This is a genomic window from Acidovorax cavernicola (assembly GCF_003581445.1).
The window spans coordinates 159,975-180,201 of the sequence record NZ_QXMN01000003.1; the positions used below are offsets into that span (position 1 = coordinate 159,975).

The 20,227-nt window shown below is 69.1% G+C and carries 20 protein-coding genes; 2 read left to right on the forward strand and 18 right to left on the reverse strand.

Annotation, left to right across the window (positions count from 1 at the left end; all coding sequences use genetic code 11):
- Positions 1–5: 5 nt before the first annotated feature.
- The 14 genes from D3H34_RS05220 to badH form a co-directional block, all read right to left on the reverse strand.
- Positions 6–1,301, reverse strand: a complete 1,296-nt coding sequence (locus D3H34_RS05220; RefSeq protein WP_119552372.1) for an acyl-CoA dehydrogenase family protein — start codon at positions 1,299–1,301, stop codon at positions 6–8.
- A gap of 3 nt (positions 1,302–1,304) precedes the next feature.
- On the reverse strand, positions 1,305–1,682 hold the full coding sequence (locus D3H34_RS05225; protein ID WP_119552373.1) for a DUF6285 domain-containing protein: 378 nt from the start codon (positions 1,680–1,682) through the stop codon (positions 1,305–1,307).
- Positions 1,682–2,704, reverse strand: coding sequence for a phosphotransferase family protein (locus tag D3H34_RS05230; protein WP_286185458.1), 1,023 nt, complete (start codon positions 2,702–2,704; stop codon positions 1,682–1,684). Before D3H34_RS05230 ends, D3H34_RS05225 begins: the two co-directional genes overlap by 1 nt.
- Positions 2,694–3,710 carry a branched-chain amino acid ABC transporter permease gene (locus D3H34_RS05235; RefSeq protein ID WP_119552374.1) on the reverse strand — a complete coding sequence of 339 codons (1,017 nt, stop codon included), beginning with the start codon at positions 3,708–3,710 and terminating at the stop codon, positions 2,694–2,696. The genes D3H34_RS05230 and D3H34_RS05235 overlap by 11 nt, the downstream gene beginning before the upstream one ends.
- Positions 3,711–3,848: 138 nt before the next feature.
- A complete protein-coding gene (locus D3H34_RS05245; RefSeq protein WP_119552375.1) occupies positions 3,849–4,721 on the reverse strand; it encodes a branched-chain amino acid ABC transporter permease in 873 nt (290 codons plus the stop codon).
- Between the two features lie 132 nt (positions 4,722–4,853).
- Positions 4,854–5,573, reverse strand: a complete 720-nt coding sequence (locus D3H34_RS05250; RefSeq protein ID WP_119552376.1) for an ABC transporter ATP-binding protein — start codon at positions 5,571–5,573, stop codon at positions 4,854–4,856.
- Positions 5,570–6,385: an ABC transporter ATP-binding protein gene (locus D3H34_RS05255; RefSeq protein WP_119552377.1), complete on the reverse strand. Its 816-nt coding sequence runs from the start codon at positions 6,383–6,385 to the stop codon at positions 5,570–5,572. The genes D3H34_RS05250 and D3H34_RS05255 overlap by 4 nt, the downstream gene beginning before the upstream one ends.
- 89 nt (positions 6,386–6,474) lie before the next feature.
- Positions 6,475–7,653, reverse strand: coding sequence for an acetyl-CoA C-acetyltransferase (locus D3H34_RS05260; protein WP_119552378.1), 1,179 nt, complete (start codon positions 7,651–7,653; stop codon positions 6,475–6,477).
- A gap of 123 nt (positions 7,654–7,776) precedes the next feature.
- Positions 7,777–8,553, reverse strand: coding sequence for an enoyl-CoA hydratase-related protein (locus tag D3H34_RS05265; RefSeq protein WP_119552511.1), 777 nt, complete (start codon positions 8,551–8,553; stop codon positions 7,777–7,779).
- A gap of 10 nt (positions 8,554–8,563) precedes the next feature.
- On the reverse strand, positions 8,564–9,574 hold the full coding sequence (locus tag D3H34_RS05270) for a tripartite tricarboxylate transporter substrate binding protein (RefSeq protein ID WP_119552379.1): 1,011 nt from the start codon (positions 9,572–9,574) through the stop codon (positions 8,564–8,566).
- Between the two features lie 41 nt (positions 9,575–9,615).
- On the reverse strand, positions 9,616–11,289 hold the full coding sequence (gene aliA, locus D3H34_RS05275) for a cyclohexanecarboxylate-CoA ligase (protein ID WP_119552380.1): 1,674 nt from the start codon (positions 11,287–11,289) through the stop codon (positions 9,616–9,618).
- A 47-nt stretch (positions 11,290–11,336) separates the two neighbouring features.
- Positions 11,337–12,488, reverse strand: a complete 1,152-nt coding sequence (aliB, locus tag D3H34_RS05280; RefSeq protein WP_119552381.1) for a cyclohexanecarboxyl-CoA dehydrogenase — start codon at positions 12,486–12,488, stop codon at positions 11,337–11,339.
- A 20-nt stretch (positions 12,489–12,508) separates the two neighbouring features.
- Positions 12,509–13,303 (reverse strand): 2-ketocyclohexanecarboxyl-CoA hydrolase, encoded by a 795-nt coding sequence (badI, locus tag D3H34_RS05285; RefSeq protein ID WP_119552382.1) that lies wholly within the window; start codon positions 13,301–13,303, stop codon positions 12,509–12,511.
- Between the two features lie 32 nt (positions 13,304–13,335).
- Positions 13,336–14,103: a 2-hydroxycyclohexanecarboxyl-CoA dehydrogenase gene (gene badH / locus D3H34_RS05290; RefSeq protein ID WP_119552383.1), complete on the reverse strand. Its 768-nt coding sequence runs from the start codon at positions 14,101–14,103 to the stop codon at positions 13,336–13,338.
- Positions 14,104–14,238: 135 nt separating this feature from the next.
- Between badH and D3H34_RS05295 the strand changes: the two genes are divergently transcribed.
- Together D3H34_RS05295 and D3H34_RS05300 are read left to right on the forward strand one after the other, a co-directional pair.
- Positions 14,239–14,751, forward strand: a complete 513-nt coding sequence (locus tag D3H34_RS05295; protein WP_119552384.1) for a MarR family winged helix-turn-helix transcriptional regulator — start codon at positions 14,239–14,241, stop codon at positions 14,749–14,751.
- A 202-nt stretch (positions 14,752–14,953) separates the two neighbouring features.
- Entirely contained in the window at positions 14,954–15,163 is a 210-nt protein-coding gene (locus D3H34_RS05300) for a DUF4287 domain-containing protein (RefSeq protein ID WP_119552385.1), read from the forward strand.
- Positions 15,164–15,240: 77 nt separating this feature from the next.
- Here the strand turns inward: D3H34_RS05300 and D3H34_RS05305 are convergent, their stop codons facing one another.
- The 4 genes from D3H34_RS05305 to D3H34_RS05320 all read right to left on the reverse strand — a co-directional run bounded on the left by D3H34_RS05305 (position 15,241) and on the right by D3H34_RS05320 (position 20,220).
- Positions 15,241–16,503 carry a porin gene (locus D3H34_RS05305; protein WP_119552386.1) on the reverse strand — a complete coding sequence of 421 codons (1,263 nt, stop codon included), beginning with the start codon at positions 16,501–16,503 and terminating at the stop codon, positions 15,241–15,243.
- A 164-nt stretch (positions 16,504–16,667) separates the two neighbouring features.
- Positions 16,668–18,044, reverse strand: a complete 1,377-nt coding sequence (locus D3H34_RS05310) for a PhoPQ-activated protein PqaA family protein (protein WP_119552387.1) — start codon at positions 18,042–18,044, stop codon at positions 16,668–16,670.
- Between the two features lie 30 nt (positions 18,045–18,074).
- Positions 18,075–19,196 (reverse strand): CoA transferase, encoded by a 1,122-nt coding sequence (locus tag D3H34_RS05315; protein ID WP_119552388.1) that lies wholly within the window; start codon positions 19,194–19,196, stop codon positions 18,075–18,077.
- Positions 19,197–19,212: 16 nt separating this feature from the next.
- Positions 19,213–20,220, reverse strand: coding sequence for a Bug family tripartite tricarboxylate transporter substrate binding protein (locus D3H34_RS05320; protein ID WP_119552389.1), 1,008 nt, complete (start codon positions 20,218–20,220; stop codon positions 19,213–19,215).
- Positions 20,221–20,227 lie beyond the last annotated feature (7 nt).

Consider the following 20,227-nt stretch of genomic DNA (forward strand, 5'->3'; position numbering starts at 1 on the left):
TGCGCTCAGGCAGCCGCGGAGGCGGCCACGCGGTTCGGCCCCATGTAGCCGAAGAGGTGGCCCGCCACCTTGCGCATCTGGATCTCTTCCGAGCCCTCGGTGATGCGGTAGCGGCGGTGGTGGCGGTAGATGTGCTCGAAGGGCTTGTGGCGCGAGTAGCCGATGCCGCCATGCACCTGCATCGCGCGGTCGGCGGCCTCGCACACCAGGCGGTTGGCCCAGTAGTTGCACATCGAGACCTTGTCGGAGAGCTGCTTCTCGACCTGCGGCTTGGGCATCTGGTCCATCTGCCACGCCGTTTTGCGGATCAACAGGCGCAGCATCTCGATCTGCGTGGCCAGCTCGACCAGCGGGAACTGGATGCCCTGGTTGCGCGCCAGTTCCTCGCCGAAGGGCTTGCGCTCGCGCGCGTACTTCACGCTCTCGCGCACGCAGTAGTCGGCGGCGCCCAGGCTCGACGCGGCCTGGCGGATGCGGTTCTCGTGCACGAAGTGCTGGGCAATGGCCAGGCCGCCGTCGAGCGGGCCGAGCACCGCGTCCTCGGGCACCCACACGTTCGTGAAGCTCACGCGCGGGTGGTCGGTGGGCATGTTGAAGGTCCAGAGGTATTCCTCGACTTTCACGCCCTCGGCCTTCGCAGGCACAAGCAATGCACTGATGCCGCGCGCGTCGCCGTCACGCCCGCTGGTGCGCGCGAACAGCACGCAGTGGGTGGCCGTGTGCATGCCGGTGGTCCACATCTTCTCGCCGTCGATGCGAAAGCCGGCGCGGCCGTGGCGCGCCTCGGGCACGGCGCGGGTCTCCATGTGGGTGGCGTCGGAGCCGTGCTGCGGCTCGGTGAGGCCGAAGGTCAGGCGCACGCGCTCGTCGAGCATGCCCTGGATGAGTTCGTCGCGCTGCGCGGGCGTGCCGAAGTCGCGGATGGCGAGCACGAAGGGGTTGTTGGCGACGATGGAGTGTTCGTTCTGCAGGTCGTTGTGCAGACCCAGGCCACGTGCGGCGAAGTGCTCGCGGATCACGGCCATCCAGAGGTTGCTGCCGTCGCGTCCGCCGAACGCGACGGGCAGCCCGAAGCGCAGATGGCCCGCGCGATCGGCGCGGTGGCGCGCCTCGGCCAGCAGCGCCTCCCACTCGGGGCGCGGCAGGCCGCCGTTCTCGAAGTCGGTGCGCGCCCATTCGCGGCGGTGATCGAAGAAGCGCTCGTTGTCGTCCTGCGCCTGCAGCGGCACGATCTCGCGGTCGATGAAGGCGTCGAGCTCGGCGAGGTAGTCGACGAGGTCGCGGGGCAGGTCGAAATCCATGGGTCAGTCTTCCTTCTTCTTCGTGCCGGCGGCGTAGCCGGGCTGGTCGACGGCGAGCTTGTCGCGTGTGGTCTGGCGCAGGTGGTCGAGCAGGCCGGGGGTGGCGGGGTCGAGCGCGCCCTCGGCCATGCGCGCGCAGAGCAGGCGGTTGGCCTCCGACAGGTCGGAAGGCGCGCCGGGGCCCAGCAGTGCGTGCAGGCGCGCCAATTCGTTCGACTGCGCCACGGGGCCAAGCTGCACTTCGCGCCGCACGATGTCGAGCGTGTTCGCGGCCACGCGCGCGTGGAAGGCCACCTGTCCTTCGGTGGCCGGCACGACCTGCTCGCGCAGGAAGGCGGCGACGGCCTCCAGCAGTTCGGCGATGTCGGGGCGGTCCTGCATCAGGCGACCTCTTCTTCAGGCGCGAGCAGCGCCAGCAGGTCCGACTCGGCCTCCGACGCGCGGCGGCCGATGGCGGCCTTCTCCACGTCGCGCTCGCGGCCGCTGAGCCAGGCATGCACCATGGCCTCGCAGACGATGCCCCACTTGAGCGTGCCCAGCACCTGCCACCAGCGCACGCGCGCGGCATCGACCTGCCCGCCTTCGGACGCGTAACCTTCGAACAGCTGCTCGCGCGTGCCGAAGCCGCCCACCGGCAGCGCGCCGTGACCGAAGCGCCAGGAGCGCACGCACATCCAGCCGAGGTCTTCCATCGGATCGCCGAGGTGCGCGAGTTCCCAGTCGAGCACGGCGCGCAGGCCCTCCTCGCCGACCATCAGGTTGCCGTTTCGGAAGTCGCCATGCACGAGCACGGGGGCCGGCACGTCGTCGGGGGCATGCGCGCGCAGCCAGCGGAAGGCCAGCTCGAACACCGGCCGCGCCGTGCCGTGCACGCGGTGCAGGCCGATCTGGAAGTCGAGCTCCGCGCGCGCGGCGGCCGTGCGCAGCGGCGGCAGGCCGTGCACCGGCAGGCGATGGATGCGCGCCATCGCCGCGCCGCACTGGCGGGCGAGCACGCGCCGCGCGCCCGCCAGGCGCTCGTCGCGCACGATGCGGCGACCCAGCGTCTCGCCTTCGATGCGGTCCATGACGAAGCCTTCACCCAGGCCGTCGGCCGGCTGCAGCACATGGCGCACGCCCGGCACGGGCACGCCGCCCGCTTGTGCCGCCTCGATGAGTTGCGCTTCGACAGCGAGGCCAGCGGTGCCCTGCGCACGCGCGCCGCTGGCATCGGCCGCGCGGCGCAGCACCATCGGTTGGCCTTGGCCTGTGCCGGTCGCCACATCGAAAGCCCAGGTCTGCTGGCTGGCGCCGCCCGAGAGCCGGCGCACCGCCTGCACCGCACGCACCGGATGCACGCCGGGCACGAGTTGCCCGGCCAGCCGCTGCAGTGCGTTCGCGATCAGCGTCGCTTCATCGTGCACGGGCGAAGCGTGCCTGGAGCTTGCGCAGCAGCCCGACCACGCCACCGGGCATCGCGAACATGAAGATGATCAGCACCACGCCGTACACCGCCCAGGGCGCGGCCTTGGAGACCTTCTCGGCCAGCGAGGGCACGAACATGATGAAGATGGCGCCGAAGATCGCGCCGTACAGCGTGCCCACGCCGCCGACCACGATGCCCACGAGCAGCGAGATCGACAGGAACAGCGTGAACGAATCGGGCGCGACGAACTGCACCGCGATGGCCGACAACGCGCCCCCCACGCCGGTGTACGCCGCCGAGACGCCGAAGGTCATGGCCTTGTAGTGGCTGTTGTCCACACCCATCGCCTCCGAGGCCATGGCGTGGTCGCGGATGGCGCGCATCGCCCGGCCGCTGCCGCTTTGCAGCAGGTTGTGCGCGATGAAGAACATCACGACCGCCACGAACAGCGAGAAAAGGTACAGCCACTGGTCTTCGCTCAGCGGCAGGCCGAAGGGCGCGGCGGGCTTCATGAGCACGATGCCCTGCACGCCGCCGGTCCAGGCCTCCAGGTGCTTGTACTTGAGCAGCTGCGGCATCGCCACGCCGAGCGCGAAGGTGGCGAGCGCAAGGTACAACCCCTCGAGCTTGAGCGCGGGTCGCCCGAAAAGGTAGCCGACGATCAGACACACCACCGCCGCCGCCGGCACCGTGAGCCAGTACGGCATGCCCGCGTGCTCCATGAGGATGCCGGTGGTGTACGCACCGATGGCATAGAAGGCACCGTGGCCCAGCGAGATCTGCCCGTTGTAGCCCGTGAGGATGTTCAGGCCCAGCAACGCGATGGCGTACGAGATCACCATGGTCGCCTGGAACAGCTGGTAGCCGCGCGCGACGAAGGTGATGCCGATGCACAGCAGGATCAGCAGGCCGACCCACATCAGCGGGGAGCGCGAGGGCTTGGCGGCGCGTGCGTTGGTCGACGCAGCGGAGCCCAATGAGGAAGTGGCTTGGAGAGCGGTCATTTCATCGTTCCGGTGCAACTTGCGACTGAGACATTCCAGGAACACCGTGGAACCGGCTTTGCCGGGCCACTGGTGTTGCCCCCTGCAAGGGGGTTGGCGTAGCGACACGAAGTGCGCGAAGACTGGGGGTAAGCCTGGTCATACTCGGGTGACCAACTTGCGGCCCATGAGGCCGGAGGGCTTGACGATGAGCACGCCGACGATCAGCACCAGCGCCACCGACAGCTTGAGTTCGGTGCCCACCACGTAGGTGCCGATGAGGTTCTCGAGCACGCCGACGATGAAGCCGCCGAGCACCGCGCCCACGGGGCTGTCGATGCCGCCGATGAGCGCACCGGCGAAGGCGTAGAGCAGCACGCCGGTCATCATGTGCGGGTCGAGGAAGACCACGGGCGCGACCATCATCCCGGCCACCGCGCCGATGGCGCCGGCCAGGCCCCAGCCGAGCATCAGCATGCGACCGACGTTGATGCCCACCAGCCGCGACGAGGCCGCGTTCTGCGCCGCGGCGCGCATCGCCAGGCCCAGCGGCGTGAAGCGAAAGAAGGCGAACAGCAGCACCACCACCATCAGCGTGACGCCGATGGCGCCCACCTCGTGCGCCGACATCATGGCGCTGCCGAACCACGCGTCCGACGGGAACGGGCTCGGGAACTGCTTGATGGTGTAGCCGAAGAGCCATCCCGCGAGGCTGTGGAAGATCACCAGCAGGCCGATGAACACCACCACCACCGAGAGCGCGGGCTTGTCGTGCATGGGCCGGATCACGGTGAACTCCACCACCGCCGCGAGCACGAAGGACAGCGCCACCGTCGCCACGAACGCGGCCCAGTACGGCAGGCCGGCCTGGATGAGGCTCCACGCGATGAAGGTCGAGAACATCGCCATCTCGCCCTGCGCGAAGTTGATGTGGTGCGTGGCCTGGTAGATCATCACCAGCGCCAGCGCGACGCTGGCGTAGATGCCGCCGGTGGCCAGGCCCGCCAGCAGTTGGTGCAGGAATGCATTCATTCGCCTCGACCTCTCTTCATTTCTTGCTCTCTCTTTTCGTGGAACACCGCGGAACCGGCTTTGCCGGGCCGCTGGTGTTGCCCCCTGCAAGGGGGTTGGCGTAGCGACACGAAGTGCGCGAAGACTGGGGGTTTACTCACCTAGATAAGCCTTGCGCACGGCGTCGTTGCTGCGGATCTCGGCCGCCGGGCCCGAGAGCACGATGCGGCCGGTTTCGATGAGGTAGGCCGAGTCGGCCAGGTCGAGCGCGAGCTTGGCGTTCTGCTCCACGAGCAGGATCGACACGCGCTCTTCCTTGTTGATGCGCCGCATGATCGCGAAGATGTCGCGCACGATCAGTGGCGCGAGTCCGAACGACGGCTCGTCGAGCAGCAACAGGCGCGGCTTGCCCATGAGCGCGCGGCCGATGGCCAGCATCTGCTGCTCGCCGCCCGACAGCGTGCCGGCCTGCTGGCCGCGCCGCTCGCGCAGGCGCGGGAAGTAGTCGAACACGCGCACCATGTCGGCCTCGATGCCTTCGCGGCTGGCACGCGCGTAGGCGCCCAGGCGCAGGTTCTCCTCGGTCGTCAGGCCCAGGAAGGTGCCGCGTCCGTCGGGCACATGGCCCACGCCGGACTTGGCGATCTGCTCGGTGGACCGGCCGTCGATGCGCTGGCCGGCCAGCATGATGCGGCCCTCGGTGCTGACCATCATCTGGCACAGCGCGCGCAAGGTGGTGGTCTTGCCGGCGCCGTTGGCGCCCAGCAATGCGACGACCTGGCCCGTGGGGATGTCGAGGTCGATGCCCTGCAGCACGCGCGTCGGCCCGTAGGCGGCATGCAGCCCGCGCACCTCAAGAATATGGGTCGTCATGCCATCGCCTCCGCTTCCGCCTCTTCACCCAGGTAGGCGCGGATCACCTCGGGATGCGCGCGCACCTCGGCCGGCGAGCCCTCGGCGATCTTCTTGCCGAAGTTCAGCGCCACCACCTTGTCCGACACGCCCATCACCAGGCTCATGTGGTGTTCCACCAGCAGCACCGTCACGTTGAGGCGGTCGCGGATGTCGCGGATCAGCGTGCCCAGGCTTTCGAGTTCCTCGTGGTTCAGGCCGCAGGCCGGCTCGTCGAGCAGCAGCAGCTGCGGTTCGGCCGCGAGCGCGCGCGCCAGCTCGACGCGCTTTTGCGTACCGAAGGGAAGGTCGGCCACTTCGCGGTCGGCCACGGCATCGAGGTCGAGAAAATGGATCAGCTGGTCGGCCCGCGCCCGCGCCTGCGATTCGATGGCCGCCACGCCGGGCAACCGGAAGGCGTTGCGCAGGAAGCCCGCGTGGTGCTTGCTGTGGCAGCCCACCAGCACGTTGTCGCGCACGGTCATCGTGCGGAACAGCGCCAGGTTCTGGAAGGTGCGCCCGATGCCCAGGCCCGCCATGCGGTGGCGCGGCAGGCGCGTGAGCGGGTGGCCGTCGAACTCGATGCGGCCAGCGCTGCATTCGTACAGGCGCGAGAGACAGTTGAACAGCGTGCTCTTGCCCGCCCCGTTCGGCCCGATGAGGCCGCAGATCTGGCCGCGCCGCACATCGAACGAGACGCCATCGAGCGCCACGATGCCGCCGAAGCGCACCGACACCGCGTCGATGCGCAACAGGGGGGTGTTCTTGTCTCCGCGATCGGTGTCATGAATCATGCGTCGATCTCTTTTTTTGAGGGAACGGAAAGGTCAGCGCCGCCCCCGCGGGCGCTGCCAGGTTGGCGGCGCAAGGGCCGCCGGCTTCGTCAGAGCCGCTCTACGATGGTCACATTCGCCATGCCACCGCCTTCGCACATCGTCTGCAGGCCGTAGCGTTTGCCGCGCTGGCCCAGTGCGTTGACCAGCGTGGTCATCAGCTTGGTGCCCGAGGCGCCCAGCGGGTGGCCCAGCGCGATGGCGCCGCCGTTCACGTTGATGCGGGCGGGGTCGGCGCCCAGGGTCTTGAGCCAGGCGATGGGCACTGGCGCGAAGGCTTCGTTGACCTCGTACAGGTCGATGTCCTCGATCTTCATGCCGGCCTTCTGCAGCGCGCGCTGCGTGGCGGGCAGCGGGGCCTCGAGCATGATGACCGGGTCGTGGCCCATCACGCTCATGTGGTGGATGCGTGCCAGCGGCTTCACGCCCAGCGTCTTCAGGCCGCGTTCGTTCACGACCATGAGGCCGCTGGCGCCGTCGCAGATCTGGCTGGCGGTGGCCGCCGTGCAGCGCCCGCCTTCGGCGATGAGCTTGACGCCGGCGATGCTCTCCAGCGTGGCGTCGTAGCGGATGCCTTCGTCGGTGGTGTGCAGCTCGCCGGTCTCGGTGCCGTCGGCCATGCGCACGGCCACGGACACGATCTCGCGCTCGAAGTGGCCGGCCTTGGTGGCGGCGATGGCGCGGTGGTGGCTTTCGAGCGCGTAGCGGTCGAGTTCTTCTTTCTCGATGCCGTAGTTGCGCGCGATCATCTCGGCGCCGGTGAACTGGCTGAACTGGATGCCAGGGTAGCGCTTTTCCATGCCCGGGCTCACGTAGAAGCCCAGGTTGTTCTTCAGCGGCAGCGTGGTGGGCAGGCCCATGGGCACGCGGCTCATGCTCTCGACGCCGGCGGCGATCACGATGTCCATCGTGCCCGACATCACGGCCTGGGCCGCGAAGTGCAGCGCCTGCTGCGACGAGCCGCACTGGCGGTCGACCGAGGTGGCGGGCACCGACTCGGGCAGGCGCGAGGCCAGCACCGCGTTGCGCGCCACGTTGGAGGCCTGCTCGCCGGCCTGGCCGACACAGCCCATGATGACGTCTTCGATCAGCGCGGGGTCGGCGTCGGTGCGCTCCACCAGTGCGTTGAGCACCTGGGCAGCCAGGTCGGCGGGGTGCCATCCGGCGAGGCGGCCGTTGCGGCGGCCTCCGGCGGTGCGCGCGGCGGCGACGATATAGGCTTCGGGCATGTGAAATCTCCGGTGAGTGTTCGGTTCGAGTCCTGCGCATTGTTGGCGCCGCGCCGCCGCGCAGCGTCGTCCGAACCGACGATTTTCCGGCGCCATGCCCGGCGCCGCACCCGGCCTTGCCGCTCAGCGGTGGCCGAACACCGGTGGGCGCCGCGCCAGGAAGGCGCTCAGGCCCTCGCGCGCATCCTCGGTGGCAAAGCGCGCATGCAGCTGGCGCCGCTCGAACAGGATGCCCTCCGAGAGCGACGATTCCCACGCGCGGTTGACCGATTCCTTGATTGCGACCAGCGCCGGCAGCGAATAGCCGGCGATGCGCGCCGCCAGCGCCATGGCCTCGGTCATCAGCGCGTCGGAAGGCACCACGCGCGACACCAGCCCGTAGCGGTCGGCCTCGGCCGCGTCGAGCACGCGCGCGGCCAGGCACATCTCCATGGCCTTGGCCTTGCCGATGGCGCGCGGCAGCCGCTGGGTGCCGCCGGCGCCCGGCAGCATGGCGAGCTTGATCTCGGGCAGCGCGAAGCGCGCCGACTCGGCCGCGAGCACGATGTCGCAGGCCAGCGCCAGCTCGCAGCCGCCGCCATAGGCAAAGCCGGCCACCGCGGCGATCACGGGCTTGCGCACGCGACGGATGGTTTCCCAGTTGCGGGTGATGAAGTCGTCGCGCACCACGTCGGCGTAGCCCCAGTCGGCCATTGCCGCGATGTCGGCGCCGGCGGCGAAGGCGGTGTCGCCGCCGGTGACGACGATGGCGCCGATGCCCGCGTCGGCATCGAAGGCCAGCAGCGCGGCGCCCAGGGCGTCCATGAGCGCGTCGTTCAGCGCGTTGAGCTGGCGCGGGCGGTTCAGGGTGATCACGCCGACGCGGCCGTCGACATGGGTGAGCACGGGGGCGTCGGGCATGGTCATGAGCTCAATCCACCACGATCTTCTGGCGCGAGATCAGCGCGGAGAGCGTGGCGCCCTCGTCGGCCAGCAGCTTGCGGAACTCCGGCGTGCTCATAGCAATGGGCTCGGCGCCGAGGTCGCCGTAGCGCGACTTCACGTTCGGCAGCGCCAACGCCTTGGCCAGCTCGGCGTTCATGCGCGCCAGCACCTCGGGCGGCGTGCCGTTGGGCGCCCACATGCCGAACCAGATGTCGAGGTTGGCGCCGGGGAAGCCCTGCTCGCCCACGGTGGCCACCTCGGGGAAGAACGGCGAGCGCTTGGCACTCACGATGCCCAGCAGCTTGGCCTTGCCGGCGCGGATGTGCTGGAAGGCGATGCCGGGGTCGCAGACGAAGTCGGCCTGGCCCGAGAGCACGTCCTGCAGCGCCGGCGCCGCGCCGCGGTACGGCACGTGCGTGATCTGCGTGCCGGTGGCCTGCTTGAACAGCTCGCAGGCCAGGTGCGGCGGCGTGCCGGCGCCGGCCGAGGCGTACGAGAAGGTGCCGGGCTTGGCGCGCGCCAGCGCGACCAGCTCGCGCACGTCCTTGGCGGCCAGCTGCGGCTTGGCGACGAGGTACATCTGCGTGCGCCCCACGGTGGCCACGGGCGTGAGGTCGCGCGAGGGCAGCAGGGTCGACTTGAAGAGCGAGGGGTTCGCCGTCTCGACCGAGGTCGGCGCGATGAGGAAGGTGTGGCCGTCGGGCGCGGCGCGCACCACTTCGGCAGCCGAGATGTTGCCGCTGGCGCCGGGCTTGTTGTCGATCAGCACGGTCTGGCCGAGCGACTCCGACAGCGACTGCGCGAGGATGCGCGCCATCACGTCGGTGCTGCCGCCGGGCGCGAAGCCGACGACGACGCGGATGGGCTTGGAGGGCCAAGCGGCCGGTGCGGGGGCCTGTGCCCAGGCCGCGTGGCAGGCGATGGCGAGGCCACCGAACGCGGCCACGGCGCGGCCCAGCCGCCGGCCTACGCCGGCGGCGAATTGCTTCTTTTCCATGAGTTGTCTCCGTTGCTTTTAGGGGGTGTCGGCAGGTGCGCTCAGGCGGCCGGGGCGCCCGATTCATCCGCGCGCATCAGTTCGTCGCGCAGCTTGAATTTCTGGATCTTTCCGGAGGGCGTGGACGGCATCGTCTCGCGCACGATCAGCCGCTCCGGGATGTACTGCAGCGCCACCTTCTCGGCCTTGAGGAAGGCGACGAGCGAGGGCAGGTCGATCTGGCGGCCGGGCTTGGGCACCACCACCGCGCAGGCGCGCTCGCCCAGGCGCTCGTCGGGGTAGGCGACGACGGCGGCCATCGCGATGTCGGGGTTCCGGTACAGCAGCGACTCGACCTCGACCACCGGGATGTTCTCGCCGCCGCGGATGATCACGTCTTTCGTGCGCCCGGCGATGCGCACGTAGCCGCGCTCGTCGATGCGCGCGAGGTCGCCGGTGTCGAACCAGTCGGCCGCGTCGGTGCCGTTGAACTGCGGGCGCTTCAGGTAGCCACCGAAGTTGGAGCACGAACGCAGCAGCAGCCGGCCGACCTCGCCCGCCGGCAGTGCGAGGCCGTCGACATCGACCACCTTCAGCTCGACGCCGGGCAGCGGGCAGCCGTCGGTGTGGATGGAGCGCTCGTCCTCGTCGTCCAGCCGCGTGAGCGTGACGGCGCCGTTCTCGGTCATGCCCCAGGCCGAGACGATCTTGGCGCCGAGTGCCTTGCGCGCCTGCTCGACCAGCGCGCCCGGAATCGGCGCGCCCGCGCACAGGAAGGCGCGCAGCGTGGGCACGGGTGTGCCCGATTCGGCCACGGTCTTCGACAGGTCGGACAGGAAGGGCGTGGACGCCATGGTGAAGCTCACGCCCTCGGCGTTGATCGACGCGATGGCCTGCCTCGGCTCCCAGATGTCCTGCAACACGACCGAGGCCTGCAGCACGATGGGCATCATGAGCCCGTACATGAAGCCGGTCTGGTGCGCCATGGGCGAGGCCATCAGCACCACGTCGTCGGCGCCCAGGCCCAGGCGCTGCGCGTAGGGCACGATGTTGGCCATGGTGGTGTTGGCCGAGTGCATCACGCCCTTGGGCTCGCCGGTGGTGCCGGAGGTGTAGATGAGCTGCGTGACATCGTCGGGGCCGGGGCGCGCGCGCTGCAGGACCTGCGCGGCGTCGGGCTCGGTCTCCCACGCCGGGCCGGCGAGCAGCGCGTCGAAGCTGTTCGCGCCGCTGCCGCCGACCACCACGACCTGCGCGAGATCGGGCAGGTCGGCCTGCAGGCCCGTGGCCATCTGTTCGAAGTCGAAGCCCCGGAAGCGCGCCGGCACGATGAGCACCTTGGCCGCGCCGTGCTTCAGCATGAACGACAGCTCGCGCTCGCGGAAGATGTGCATCAGCGGGTTCATCACCGCGCCGATGCGCGAGCACGCCAGGTAGACCAGCGTGAACTCCCACCAGTTGGGCAGCTGGCAGGCCACCACGTCGTTGCGGCCCACGCCCAGTCGCGCGAGGCCGACGGCGATGCGGTCCGCCATGCGGCCCAGCTCGCGGTAGGTGAAGCGCACGGTGGCGCCCTCGCCCTCCCCGTCCTTCATGCGAACCGCGGTCAGCGCCACCTTGTCGGGGCAGGCGGCCACGCAGGCGTCGAGCGCGTCGTTGATGGTGCGGTCGTGCCACAGGCCTTGCGCCACCATGCGCGCGCGGCGCGGGGGCAGCAGTACGGCGTCGAATTCCATGATGTCTTGTCTCCTCTTGTTGTGCGAACCGGAAAACCAGGAAGCGACTACGCGGGCACCGCCGAGCGGCCAGCGCGCGTGCGGGCGACGATGGTCTTCATGATCTGGGCCGTGCCGTCGCCGATCTGGAAGCCCAGCACGTCGCGCAGGCGCTGCTCCATCGGTCCGCGGTCGTAGCCGCCGTGGCCGAACATCAGCAGGCACTGGTGGATCGCGTCGTAGGCCAGCTTGGGGCCCCACCACTTGCACATGGCGGCCTCGGCGGTGTGCGGCGCGCCCTTGTCCTTGAGCCACAGCGTCTGCAGGCACAGAAGGCGCGCGGCCTCGATCTGCGTGTCGAAGTCGGCCAGCGGATGCGACACGCCCTGGAACGCCGACAGCGGCTTGCCGAAGGCCTCGCGCTGCGCGACGTACTCCCAGGTTTCTTCCAGCGCCACGCGCGCCACCGCCAGCACCTGCAGGCCGATGAGCGCGCGCGAGAAGTCGAAGCCCTGCATGACCTGCACGAAGCCCTTGTTCTCCTCGCCGAGACGGTGGTCGACCGGCACGCGCACGTTCTCGAAGAACAGCGAGCCGCGCCCGATGGCGCGCTGGCCGTGGCAGTCGAAACGGTTGCGCGTGACGCCCGGCAAGTCCATCGGCACCAGCAGCGCGGTCACGCCGTGGGCCGCCGACTCGATGCTGCCGGTGCGCCCGAACACCACGGCCGCGTCGGCCTGGTCGGCGGCGGAGATCGAAGTCTTCTCGCCGTTGAGCACGTAGTGCTGACCCACCCGCTCCACGCGCAGGCGCAGGTTGGCGGCGTCGGAGCCGCCGCGCGGTTCGGTGAGCGCGATGGCGAACAGCGCCTCGCCCTGCGTGAGCTTGGCCAGCCACGGCGCCACCACCTCGGGCTGGCCGTGCTCGGACAGGATCTGCCCGTTCAGCGAGGCCAGCAGGTTGATGTAGCTCAGGCTCAGGTCGGCGCGGGCGATCTCTTCGTGGATCACGCCGGCCGCGAGGCAGCCCAGGCCCTGGCCGCCGTGGGCCTCGGGCAGCTCGGGCGCGATGAAGCCCATCTCGCCCATCTCGCGCATGAGCGCGCGGTCGAGCACGCGGGTGGCGTCGCGCTCCAGGAAGCCGGGGGCCACGCGCCCGGCGGCGAAGCGGCGCGCATGCTCGGCCAGCGTGGCGAGGTCGTCGTCGATGTACGGGTTCATCGCTGTCTCCTCCGGTGCGATTACTTCGCGTACTTGCGGAAGTCGGGCTTGCGCCGTTCCGTCAGGGCCGCGACGCCTTCGCGCGACTCTTCGGTGTCGTAGTACAGCTTGAGCGCGTACATGCCCAGGCCCGCGATGCCGGCCTGGTGCGCGGTGTCGGCGTTGAAGCTGCGCTTGGCGATGGCCAGCGCCGTGGGGCTGCGCTCGCAGATTTCCTCGGCCCACTTCTGCACCTCGGCGTCGAGCTGGTCGTGCGGCACCACGGCGTTGGCCAGGCCCATGGCCACGGCCTCGGCGCCGCTGTAGCGGCGATTCAGGTACCAGATCTCGCGCGCTTTCTTCTCGCCGACCACACGGGCGAGGAAGGCGGTGCCGTAGCCCGGATCGACCGAGCCCATCTTCGGGCCGACCTGGCCGAACACGGCCTTCTCGGAAGCGATGGTCAGGTCGCAGATGGTGCACAGCACATTGCCGCCGCCGATGGCGAAGCCCTGCACGCGCGCGATCACCGGCTTGGGCACGTTGCGGATGGCGTCGTGCAGCTCTTCCATCGGCAGACCGATGGTGCCGCGGCCGTCGTAGTTGCCGTTGTGCGCCGACTGGTCGCCACCGGTGCAGAAGGCCTTCTCGCCAGCGCCGGCCAGCACGATGGCGCCCACTTCGCGGTCGTAGCCCGCGCGGTTGAGCGCGCGGATGATCTCGTCGCAGGTCTGGCCGCGGAAGGCGTTCATCTTCTCGGGGCGGTTGATGGTGATCCATGCGACGCGGTTGCGCACGTCGTAGAGGATGTCTTCGAAGTCGGTGGTGGTGGTCATGGTGTGTGTTCCGGGTGAGTGCGAGTGAGGGGTCAGCCGTTCATCGTCAGGCCGCCCGAGACGCTGAGCACCTGCCCCGTCACGAAGGCCGCGTCGTCGCTGGCGAAGAAAAGAATGGCGCCGGGCAGGTCGTTCGGCTGGCCGATGCGGCCCAGCGGAATGGAGCGCGTGAAGGCCTCCATCAGCTTCTCGGGATTGCCCGCGCCTTCCTTGTATTCAGCGAACAGGGCCGTGTCGGTCGGGCCGGGGCACACCACGTTCACCGTGATGCCGTGGCGTGCGTGTTCGCGCGCGATGGTCTTGGAGAAGGACACGAGCCCGCCCTTGCAGGCCGCGTACACCGCCTCGCCCGAAGAGCCCACGCGCGCCGCGTCGGACGCGATGTTGACGATGCGCCCCGCCTTGCGCGCGGCCATGCCGGGCAGCACGGCGTGGTGCATGTGCAGCGCGCCGGTGAGGTTGATGGCGATGAGCTTGTCCCACTGCGCGGGCTCGGTCTTGGTGAAGGGCTTGAACACGTCCCAGCCGGCGTTGTTGACCAGCACGTCGACCGGGCCGAAGCGCTCCACCACGGCGGCCACGGCCGCGTCGACGCCGGGGCGGTCGGTGATGTCGCAACGGAAGGCCTGCGCCTGGCCGCCGTCGGCGCGGATCTGCGCGGCGACCGCTTCGGCGGCCTCGAGGTTCATGTCGAACACCGCCACGCGGGCGCCGTCCTGGCCGAAACGGCGGCTGGTGGCGCCGCCGATGCCGCCACCGCCGCCGGTGACGATCACTGTCTTATCCTGGAATCGCTGCATCTGGTTCTCCTGAGGGTCGGGGGCTTGCTATATCGTTGGGCCGCTGGGCACCGCTTGAAAGGCATTTACGTAAATACGTTGACGTATTATGAGATGCCTTCACGGCGCCGCGCAAGCCTTTCCGAAAGAAAAAATATGCCAAACCCTAGTGAAAACACCGACTCTGCGCGCATGGCGCTCGCCAATCGGGTGTTCTTTCGCCTCTACCAATGCGCAAATATGTTGCATAAAACAGGCAGCCGGGCCGTCGAAGCCGAGGGCCTGACGACGCAGCAATGGGCGGTGCTCGGCGCCCTGTCGCGCGACGAGGCCGTGGGCGGAATGAGCGTGGGCGACCTCGCGCGCTACCTGAAGGTCAGCCGCCAGAACCTCTCGGGCCTGGTCAGCCGCATGGAGCGCGACGGCCACGTGAAGACCGCGCCCGACAGCCGCGACCGGCGCTCACGGCTGGTCACCATGACCGAGTCGGGGCAGCACGTGTGGGTGGTGGAGGCGCAGCCGAAGATCTACGCCTACTACGACCAGGTGCTCGACGGGTTCTCGGTGAACGACGTCACCCACACGCTGCACTACCTGCTGAAGCTGCTGGACAACATGCAGAAGGTGGATGACTCGCAGGGGGGCGGCACGGAGGAGCCGGCGGAGTGAGCGTGGGCCCGATTGCCCGGAAGCGGAGACGACGTCTCCTGCGAGGCGCGCAACTTGCCTCCCGACCGCACACGCCCCTCGGCTACATTCGGCCACGAGGGGCCATCGACCGGAGGGTCTGCGCCTCGCGTCGAAAGCCGCATCAGGCAGCGCTCGCCGGGCGTTGCACGAACAGAACTCTCAACCCGCGAAAGAACCGTTCATGACCGAGACCGCCAAAGTCAAGGGACCCGCCTCCTACTTTCCCTCGATCGAGAAAACATACGCCCAACCGATCGCGCACTGGATGGCGGTTCTTGAGAAAGCGGGCCCGCTGAAACACATGGAGCTGGTGAGCCAGCTCAAGACGCAGCACAAGATGGGACATGGGCATGCGAATGCCCTGGTTGCTGCGTTTCTGGCGAAGAAGTAGCACTCGCCATGGGATGGGCGACGAAGCATTTGTCGATCCCGCCGACATTGAACGCCTGATCCCTCCACCCGCCCCGCCTAGAAAGCGTGGCGAATCCCGAACTCATAACCCAGCCCCGTATCCGTGCGCCCCGCCGCAGCCTTGCGGCTCGCGCTCGCGACATACCCCGGCGCACCACCGGTAGCGAAGCTCATGCCGTCGCGGTTCTTCACGTAGGCGACAGTGGTGTACAGGGCGGTGCGCTTCGACAGGTGGTGAACGTAGCCCAGCGCGATCTTCTCGGCCTTCAGGTGGGCCACCTCCCGCAGGAAGACGGGTCCCGTGCCGATGGTGCCCTGGGTGCGGGAATAGGCCGCGCGGATCTGGCCGGCGCCGAGGGGCACGGTCACGCCCAGCAGGTAGCTTTCGAACTTCGCGTCGATCGCGGCGGCCGGCGCCACGGTCGCCGGATGTTCCGCCTGCTGTCGCACGCGCAGATTCGAGTACTCGCCGAACAGCATGGTCTCGCCGATCTTGTAGGAGGCCGCGAGATTCCCCGTCTTCTGCACCAGCGTGTTCCCGGCATGGAACTGGTCGTCAACGGTGCTCTCGCCGTAGGCCAGCGCCACGTTCCAGTCGCCCCGTGCGTAGCCGATGCGGCCGCCGACATAGCCGCCCGCGCGCGACTTCTGCGCGCCGCCGAAGGCCGTGTCGGCAGGCGTCGCCGTGGCGGGCGTGTACTTCGTCTGTTCGTTCAGGCCGTACATGCCCTGCCCGTAGAAACCACCGAGGTTGGGCGGCAGGAAGTAGCCGATGCTGTTGCTCGCGCGCACGTAGTTCCGGTTCAGCACAAGGTTCGTGGCCGAGGCTGGCACGGCGCCGCCCAGCAGCGTGCCGGCGCGGGCATTGCCCAGCGACGCGTTCGTGCTGATGCCCACGCCCACGCCGCCGAAGGGATCGAACAGGGTGTCGCTCAGGTAGGTCGGCACGTAGTCGCGGCCCAGCCGCAGCTCGCCGAACCCGCCCGACAGGCTGACGGTCGAACGCCGGCTGAAAGACATCGTGCCGTTCGCCTCGGCCCCGCCGCCGCTGTCGCCGTTCAGGCCCAGCTCGAGCCAGAAGCCGGCAGCCAGGCCGCCGCCCAGGTCTTCCGTGCCGCGAAAGCCGAGCCGGCTGCCGCTGTAGGCGCCGCTGGACAAGGCCCATTGGTGCTGTTTCTGCGTGGGCGCACCGACAGGCTCGCTGCGCGTGCTGTAGCGACTCACGGACACGTCCATCACACCGAACACGGTGATCGACGATTGCGCCAGCGCGGAAGCGCCCACGGTGAAGCCCGCCAGGGCAAGCGACAGTTTCTTCATTGCTTTTGTCTCCAGTGAACGACCTCTGACGGGTCATCGAACGCGCGCGCAGTCGCGCCCGCCGGACGGGGCCGGCGAATCGCGCTGCAGGGGAAGGGAAAGTGAGAGAGAGATGCGTTTCGCGCGAAGAGGATCGGAGTGCGCGAAACGATCGGGGAACGAAGCTAGTCGGTGCTTTCCATCAGCGAGCTGACGTAGCCCGCACCACCGACGCCGGTGTCCTGCACCTCGATGTAGTAGCCGATGCTCTGGCCGCTGCGACGCGGCAGCTGCGCCGTGTAGCCGCTCTCACCCGACGTCATGGGCACGGACTGCCATTGGGCGCGGCGCCAGTCGGTGGCGATCGGGTTGTAGGCATAGAAAAGCCGCACGCCCACCAGTTGCGTCGTCGTCTCCACCTTGGCCGACACGCGCAACCGTTCACCATCGAGCGCGCCTTGCGCGTCGATGCGGGGCAACGGGCGCTGCAGGAAGGTGTGGGCCAGCCACATGCGCCAGGCGGCCAGGTGTTTTTGCGACACCCACGAATGCGGGAGGTTGTCGATGGCCAGGAAGGCCTTGTCGCCCGACATCTCCCTGATCATGCTGTTGGACGAACCCAGCGCAAAGAACTCGTCGTTCGTGCCCAGGGCGACCAGGTAGCTGGCCTTGATCTTGTCGCGCCACATGTAGGGGTCGAAGTGCGTGTTCAGCGCAAAGCCCAGCGGGTTGTTGTACGAACGCAAGACCTTCTCGGCCGGCTGGAAGCCCGGGCCCGCACGGTCCTTCGCCGGTCCGCGTACGTTCGGGCCGAATTCCGCGAAACGCTTGGACAAGCTGTAGAAGTTGTTGCCGCCGTAGTAGCACGTGGCCATGATCCCCGCCACGCGGTCGTCGCCCGCACCGGTCGCGATGCCCACGGCCATGCCGCGCTTGGAGCAGCCCATGATCACGGCGCGCTCGGTCTGCACGCCGGGCAGCGAGTGCATCAGCGTGATCGCACGCAGGTAGGCCCGCGTGATGGCGGTATAGCCGTACCAGCCGAGGTCGCCGGTCTCGGCCACCTTCTTCAGCGCATGGCCCATGAGGTCGGATTCATCCATGCCCATGAAGTCTTCGGCGGGGTTGCTGAACATCATGATGGGCAGGCCCAGGTCGATCGCCGTGGCTTCGGCGTACTGTTCCTCGGTGCGCAACTGGGTGCCCGGGATGATCTGGCGATACCACTGAGGATCGTCGAAGAAGTTGCGCTCGGTGCCGATGATGCCGGCGTTGCCGCCCCCCTTGTAGTCCTCGGGCACGTAGATGCGCGCGGGATGCCGCCAGACCATGCCCTGCCAGTTCTGGCTGGTGAACTTCAGCTCGATCACGCGCACGTTCTTGCCGGGGCGCGCTCGGCTGGGCACCACGCGGTCGCTGGCGATCTGGGCGTTCAGCGTGCGCTCGTCCAGGATCTCCTTCATGTCGAAGAAGCGGGCCGGTCCGACCTCGGCGGCCGAGGCAACGCCCGTGCACCACAGCATCAAGGCTGCCAGCAGAAAGAGGATGTTCGATCGTTTCATGACTCAGGGATGTGGAAGAAACAACAAGCCTCAGGATGGGCGGTACACGCCGAACCCCAAGCCGGGAGATTGAACGGAAATGCCGTCGCCCTGCAGCGCGACCGCCGGAAGGCAGCCGTTGGCGCAGGCCTCGCCGGCGAACTCGGCCAGCGTGCGCAGCCGTGCGGCAGGCACCTGGCAGGCGCTCAGACGAGCCTCGAGGTCGGCAGCGTCCTGCTCTGCGATGGCCTCGGCCAGCGCACGCTTGAGCGCCGCCGGATCGCGTGCACGCACGAAGGCCACCGGCACGTCGCCGCTCAGCGGCTGCTCGAACACGGCCGGGTCGTCCGCCAGATGGCCGAGCCCGAGCGTGCGCAGCACCGCGAGCAACTGGCGCGGCGTGTTCGCGCCCAGTGCCAGCCAGCCGTTCCTGGCGGGAAAAAAATCCGCCGAGGGGCTGCCCGAGTAGCCCTGGTTGCCGACGCGCGGCGGCGTCGTGCCCGAGGTCAGTGCGTCGCAGGCCATGGGGTACATCAGCTGCAGTCCCGCGCCGACCATCGACACGTCGATCAGCATGCCGCTGCCCGTGCGGTCACGCTCGCGCAGCGCGGCCAGGATGGCCATGGCGGCGAGCATGCCGGTTGCCGAATCGACCACCGGAAAGCCCGTCTTCATCGGCGGGTCGCCTTCGCTGCCGCCCAGCCAGGCCATGCCGCTCACGGCCTGCACCACGTGGTCGTAGGCCGGCCGATGGCGCCAGTCATCGTGGCCGCGTCCGAAGCCGGAGATGGCGCAATAGACCACGCCGGGATGCGCCGCGCGCACGTCGTCGAAGCCCAGTCCGAAGCGCTCCAGCACGCCGGGGCGCAGGTTGTCGAGCACGACATCGCTGGCACTGGCCAGCGCCAGCGCCTGGCGGCGCCCTTCTTCGGTGGCGAGGTCGACGGTGATGCAGCGCTTGCCGGCATTCAGCGACACGAAGCCCTGCCGGCCACGCTCGGTGCGGCGCATCACGTCGCCGTCGACGCTTTCGACCTTGGTCACCTCGGCGCCCATCTGCGCCAGCAGGAAGGTCGCGAAGGGGCCCGCGATCACGTGGGAAAAATCGAGCACGCGCACGCCGGTCAACGGAGCGAAGGCGGTGCTGCGCGCAAGGGAAGAGGAATCGGTCATGGGGATCGTCTGTGGACTACTGCATCACGATGCGGTTGCGGGCGATGACATCGCGATAGCGCGCGGTCTCCGCGTCGATGAAGCGGCCGAAGGCCGCGGGGGAATCGGTCGGGGCGACCACCGAGCCGTCGCGCGCATAGGCCTCGCGCAGCGTCGGGTCGGCGAGCGCGGTGGTGAGCGCCGCGTGCAGCTTCGCCACGATCGCCGGCGCCATGCCGGGCGGGCCCCACACGCCGGACCACGACAGCAGGCCGAGGTCCTGCCGGTGCAAGGCTTCGTTGAGGGTCGGCACGCCGGGCAGCGCCGGGTCGCGCTGCGTCGCGGTGATGGCCAGGGCGCGCAGCTTGCGGTCGCGGATCTGCGGCAATGCAGTAGACACGACCGGAAACGCGAACTGCGCATCGCCGCGCATCAGCGCCGGCGCGATCTCCACCGAGCCGCGGTACGGCACGTGCAGCGCCTCGATGCCGGCCGACGACACGAAGGCCGCGCCGTACAGGTGCGCGGCGCTGCCGATGCCGCCCGAGGCATAGTTCAGCGTGCCCGGTGCGCGTTTGGCCGCCGCGATCAGGTCGGCGATGGTGCGGTAGGGAGAGGCCGCGTTCACCGTAAGCACCGAGTAGCCGGTGCCGGTGCGGATGACGTGCGTGAAGGTCGCCGGATCGAAACGCACCGAAGGCTGCAGCAGCTTCTGGGTGACATGCGTCGAGCTGCCCATGAGCAGCGTGTAGCCGTCGGGCGGCTGCTGCGCCACGTACTCGGCCGCCAGGATGCCGCCGGCGCCGACCTTGTTCTCGATCACGATCGCCTGCCCCAGCGTGCGCCCGAGCACGAGCCCGAGGGTGCGCGCCTGGATGTCCGGACCGCCGCCCGCCGCATACGGAACGATCAGCCGCACGGGCCGTGTCGGGTAGGCGCCTTCGGCGCCGAAGGCCGGGCGGTGCAGGCCAAGGGCGCCTGCGGCCAGCACCGAGAGCATGCCCAGTGCGGCACGCCTTCCGCTCGCCAGTGTCTCGTCTGTCATCTTGCTG

Excerpts from the sequence above, each read along its gene's own strand:
- D3H34_RS05220 (WP_119552372.1), bottom strand. The coding sequence starts at position 1,301 with ATGGATTTCGACCTGCCCCGCGACCTCGTCGACTACCTCGCCGAGCTC.
- D3H34_RS05225 (WP_119552373.1), bottom strand. The coding sequence starts at position 1,682 with ATGCAGGACCGCCCCGACATCGCCGAACTGCTGGAGGCCGTCGCCGCC.
- D3H34_RS05235 (WP_119552374.1), bottom strand. The coding sequence starts at position 3,710 with ATGACCGCTCTCCAAGCCACTTCCTCATTGGGCTCCGCTGCGTCGACC.
- D3H34_RS05245 (WP_119552375.1), bottom strand. The coding sequence starts at position 4,721 with ATGAATGCATTCCTGCACCAACTGCTGGCGGGCCTGGCCACCGGCGGC.
- D3H34_RS05250 (WP_119552376.1), bottom strand. The coding sequence starts at position 5,573 with ATGACGACCCATATTCTTGAGGTGCGCGGGCTGCATGCCGCCTACGGG.
- D3H34_RS05255 (WP_119552377.1), bottom strand. The coding sequence starts at position 6,385 with ATGATTCATGACACCGATCGCGGAGACAAGAACACCCCCCTGTTGCGC.
- D3H34_RS05260 (WP_119552378.1), bottom strand. The coding sequence starts at position 7,653 with ATGCCCGAAGCCTATATCGTCGCCGCCGCGCGCACCGCCGGAGGCCGC.
- D3H34_RS05265 (WP_119552511.1), bottom strand. The coding sequence starts at position 8,553 with ATGCCCGACGCCCCCGTGCTCACCCATGTCGACGGCCGCGTCGGCGTG.
- D3H34_RS05270 (WP_119552379.1), bottom strand. The coding sequence starts at position 9,574 with ATGGAAAAGAAGCAATTCGCCGCCGGCGTAGGCCGGCGGCTGGGCCGC.
- aliA (WP_119552380.1), bottom strand. The coding sequence starts at position 11,289 with ATGGAATTCGACGCCGTACTGCTGCCCCCGCGCCGCGCGCGCATGGTG.
- aliB (WP_119552381.1), bottom strand. The coding sequence starts at position 12,488 with ATGAACCCGTACATCGACGACGACCTCGCCACGCTGGCCGAGCATGCG.
- badI (WP_119552382.1), bottom strand. The coding sequence starts at position 13,303 with ATGACCACCACCACCGACTTCGAAGACATCCTCTACGACGTGCGCAAC.
- badH (WP_119552383.1), bottom strand. The coding sequence starts at position 14,103 with ATGCAGCGATTCCAGGATAAGACAGTGATCGTCACCGGCGGCGGTGGC.
- D3H34_RS05295 (WP_119552384.1), top strand. The coding sequence starts at position 14,239 with ATGCCAAACCCTAGTGAAAACACCGACTCTGCGCGCATGGCGCTCGCC.
- D3H34_RS05300 (WP_119552385.1), top strand. The coding sequence starts at position 14,954 with ATGACCGAGACCGCCAAAGTCAAGGGACCCGCCTCCTACTTTCCCTCG.
- D3H34_RS05305 (WP_119552386.1), bottom strand. The coding sequence starts at position 16,503 with ATGAAGAAACTGTCGCTTGCCCTGGCGGGCTTCACCGTGGGCGCTTCC.
- D3H34_RS05310 (WP_119552387.1), bottom strand. The coding sequence starts at position 18,044 with ATGAAACGATCGAACATCCTCTTTCTGCTGGCAGCCTTGATGCTGTGG.
- D3H34_RS05315 (WP_119552388.1), bottom strand. The coding sequence starts at position 19,196 with ATGACCGATTCCTCTTCCCTTGCGCGCAGCACCGCCTTCGCTCCGTTG.
- D3H34_RS05320 (WP_119552389.1), bottom strand. The coding sequence starts at position 20,220 with ATGACAGACGAGACACTGGCGAGCGGAAGGCGTGCCGCACTGGGCATG.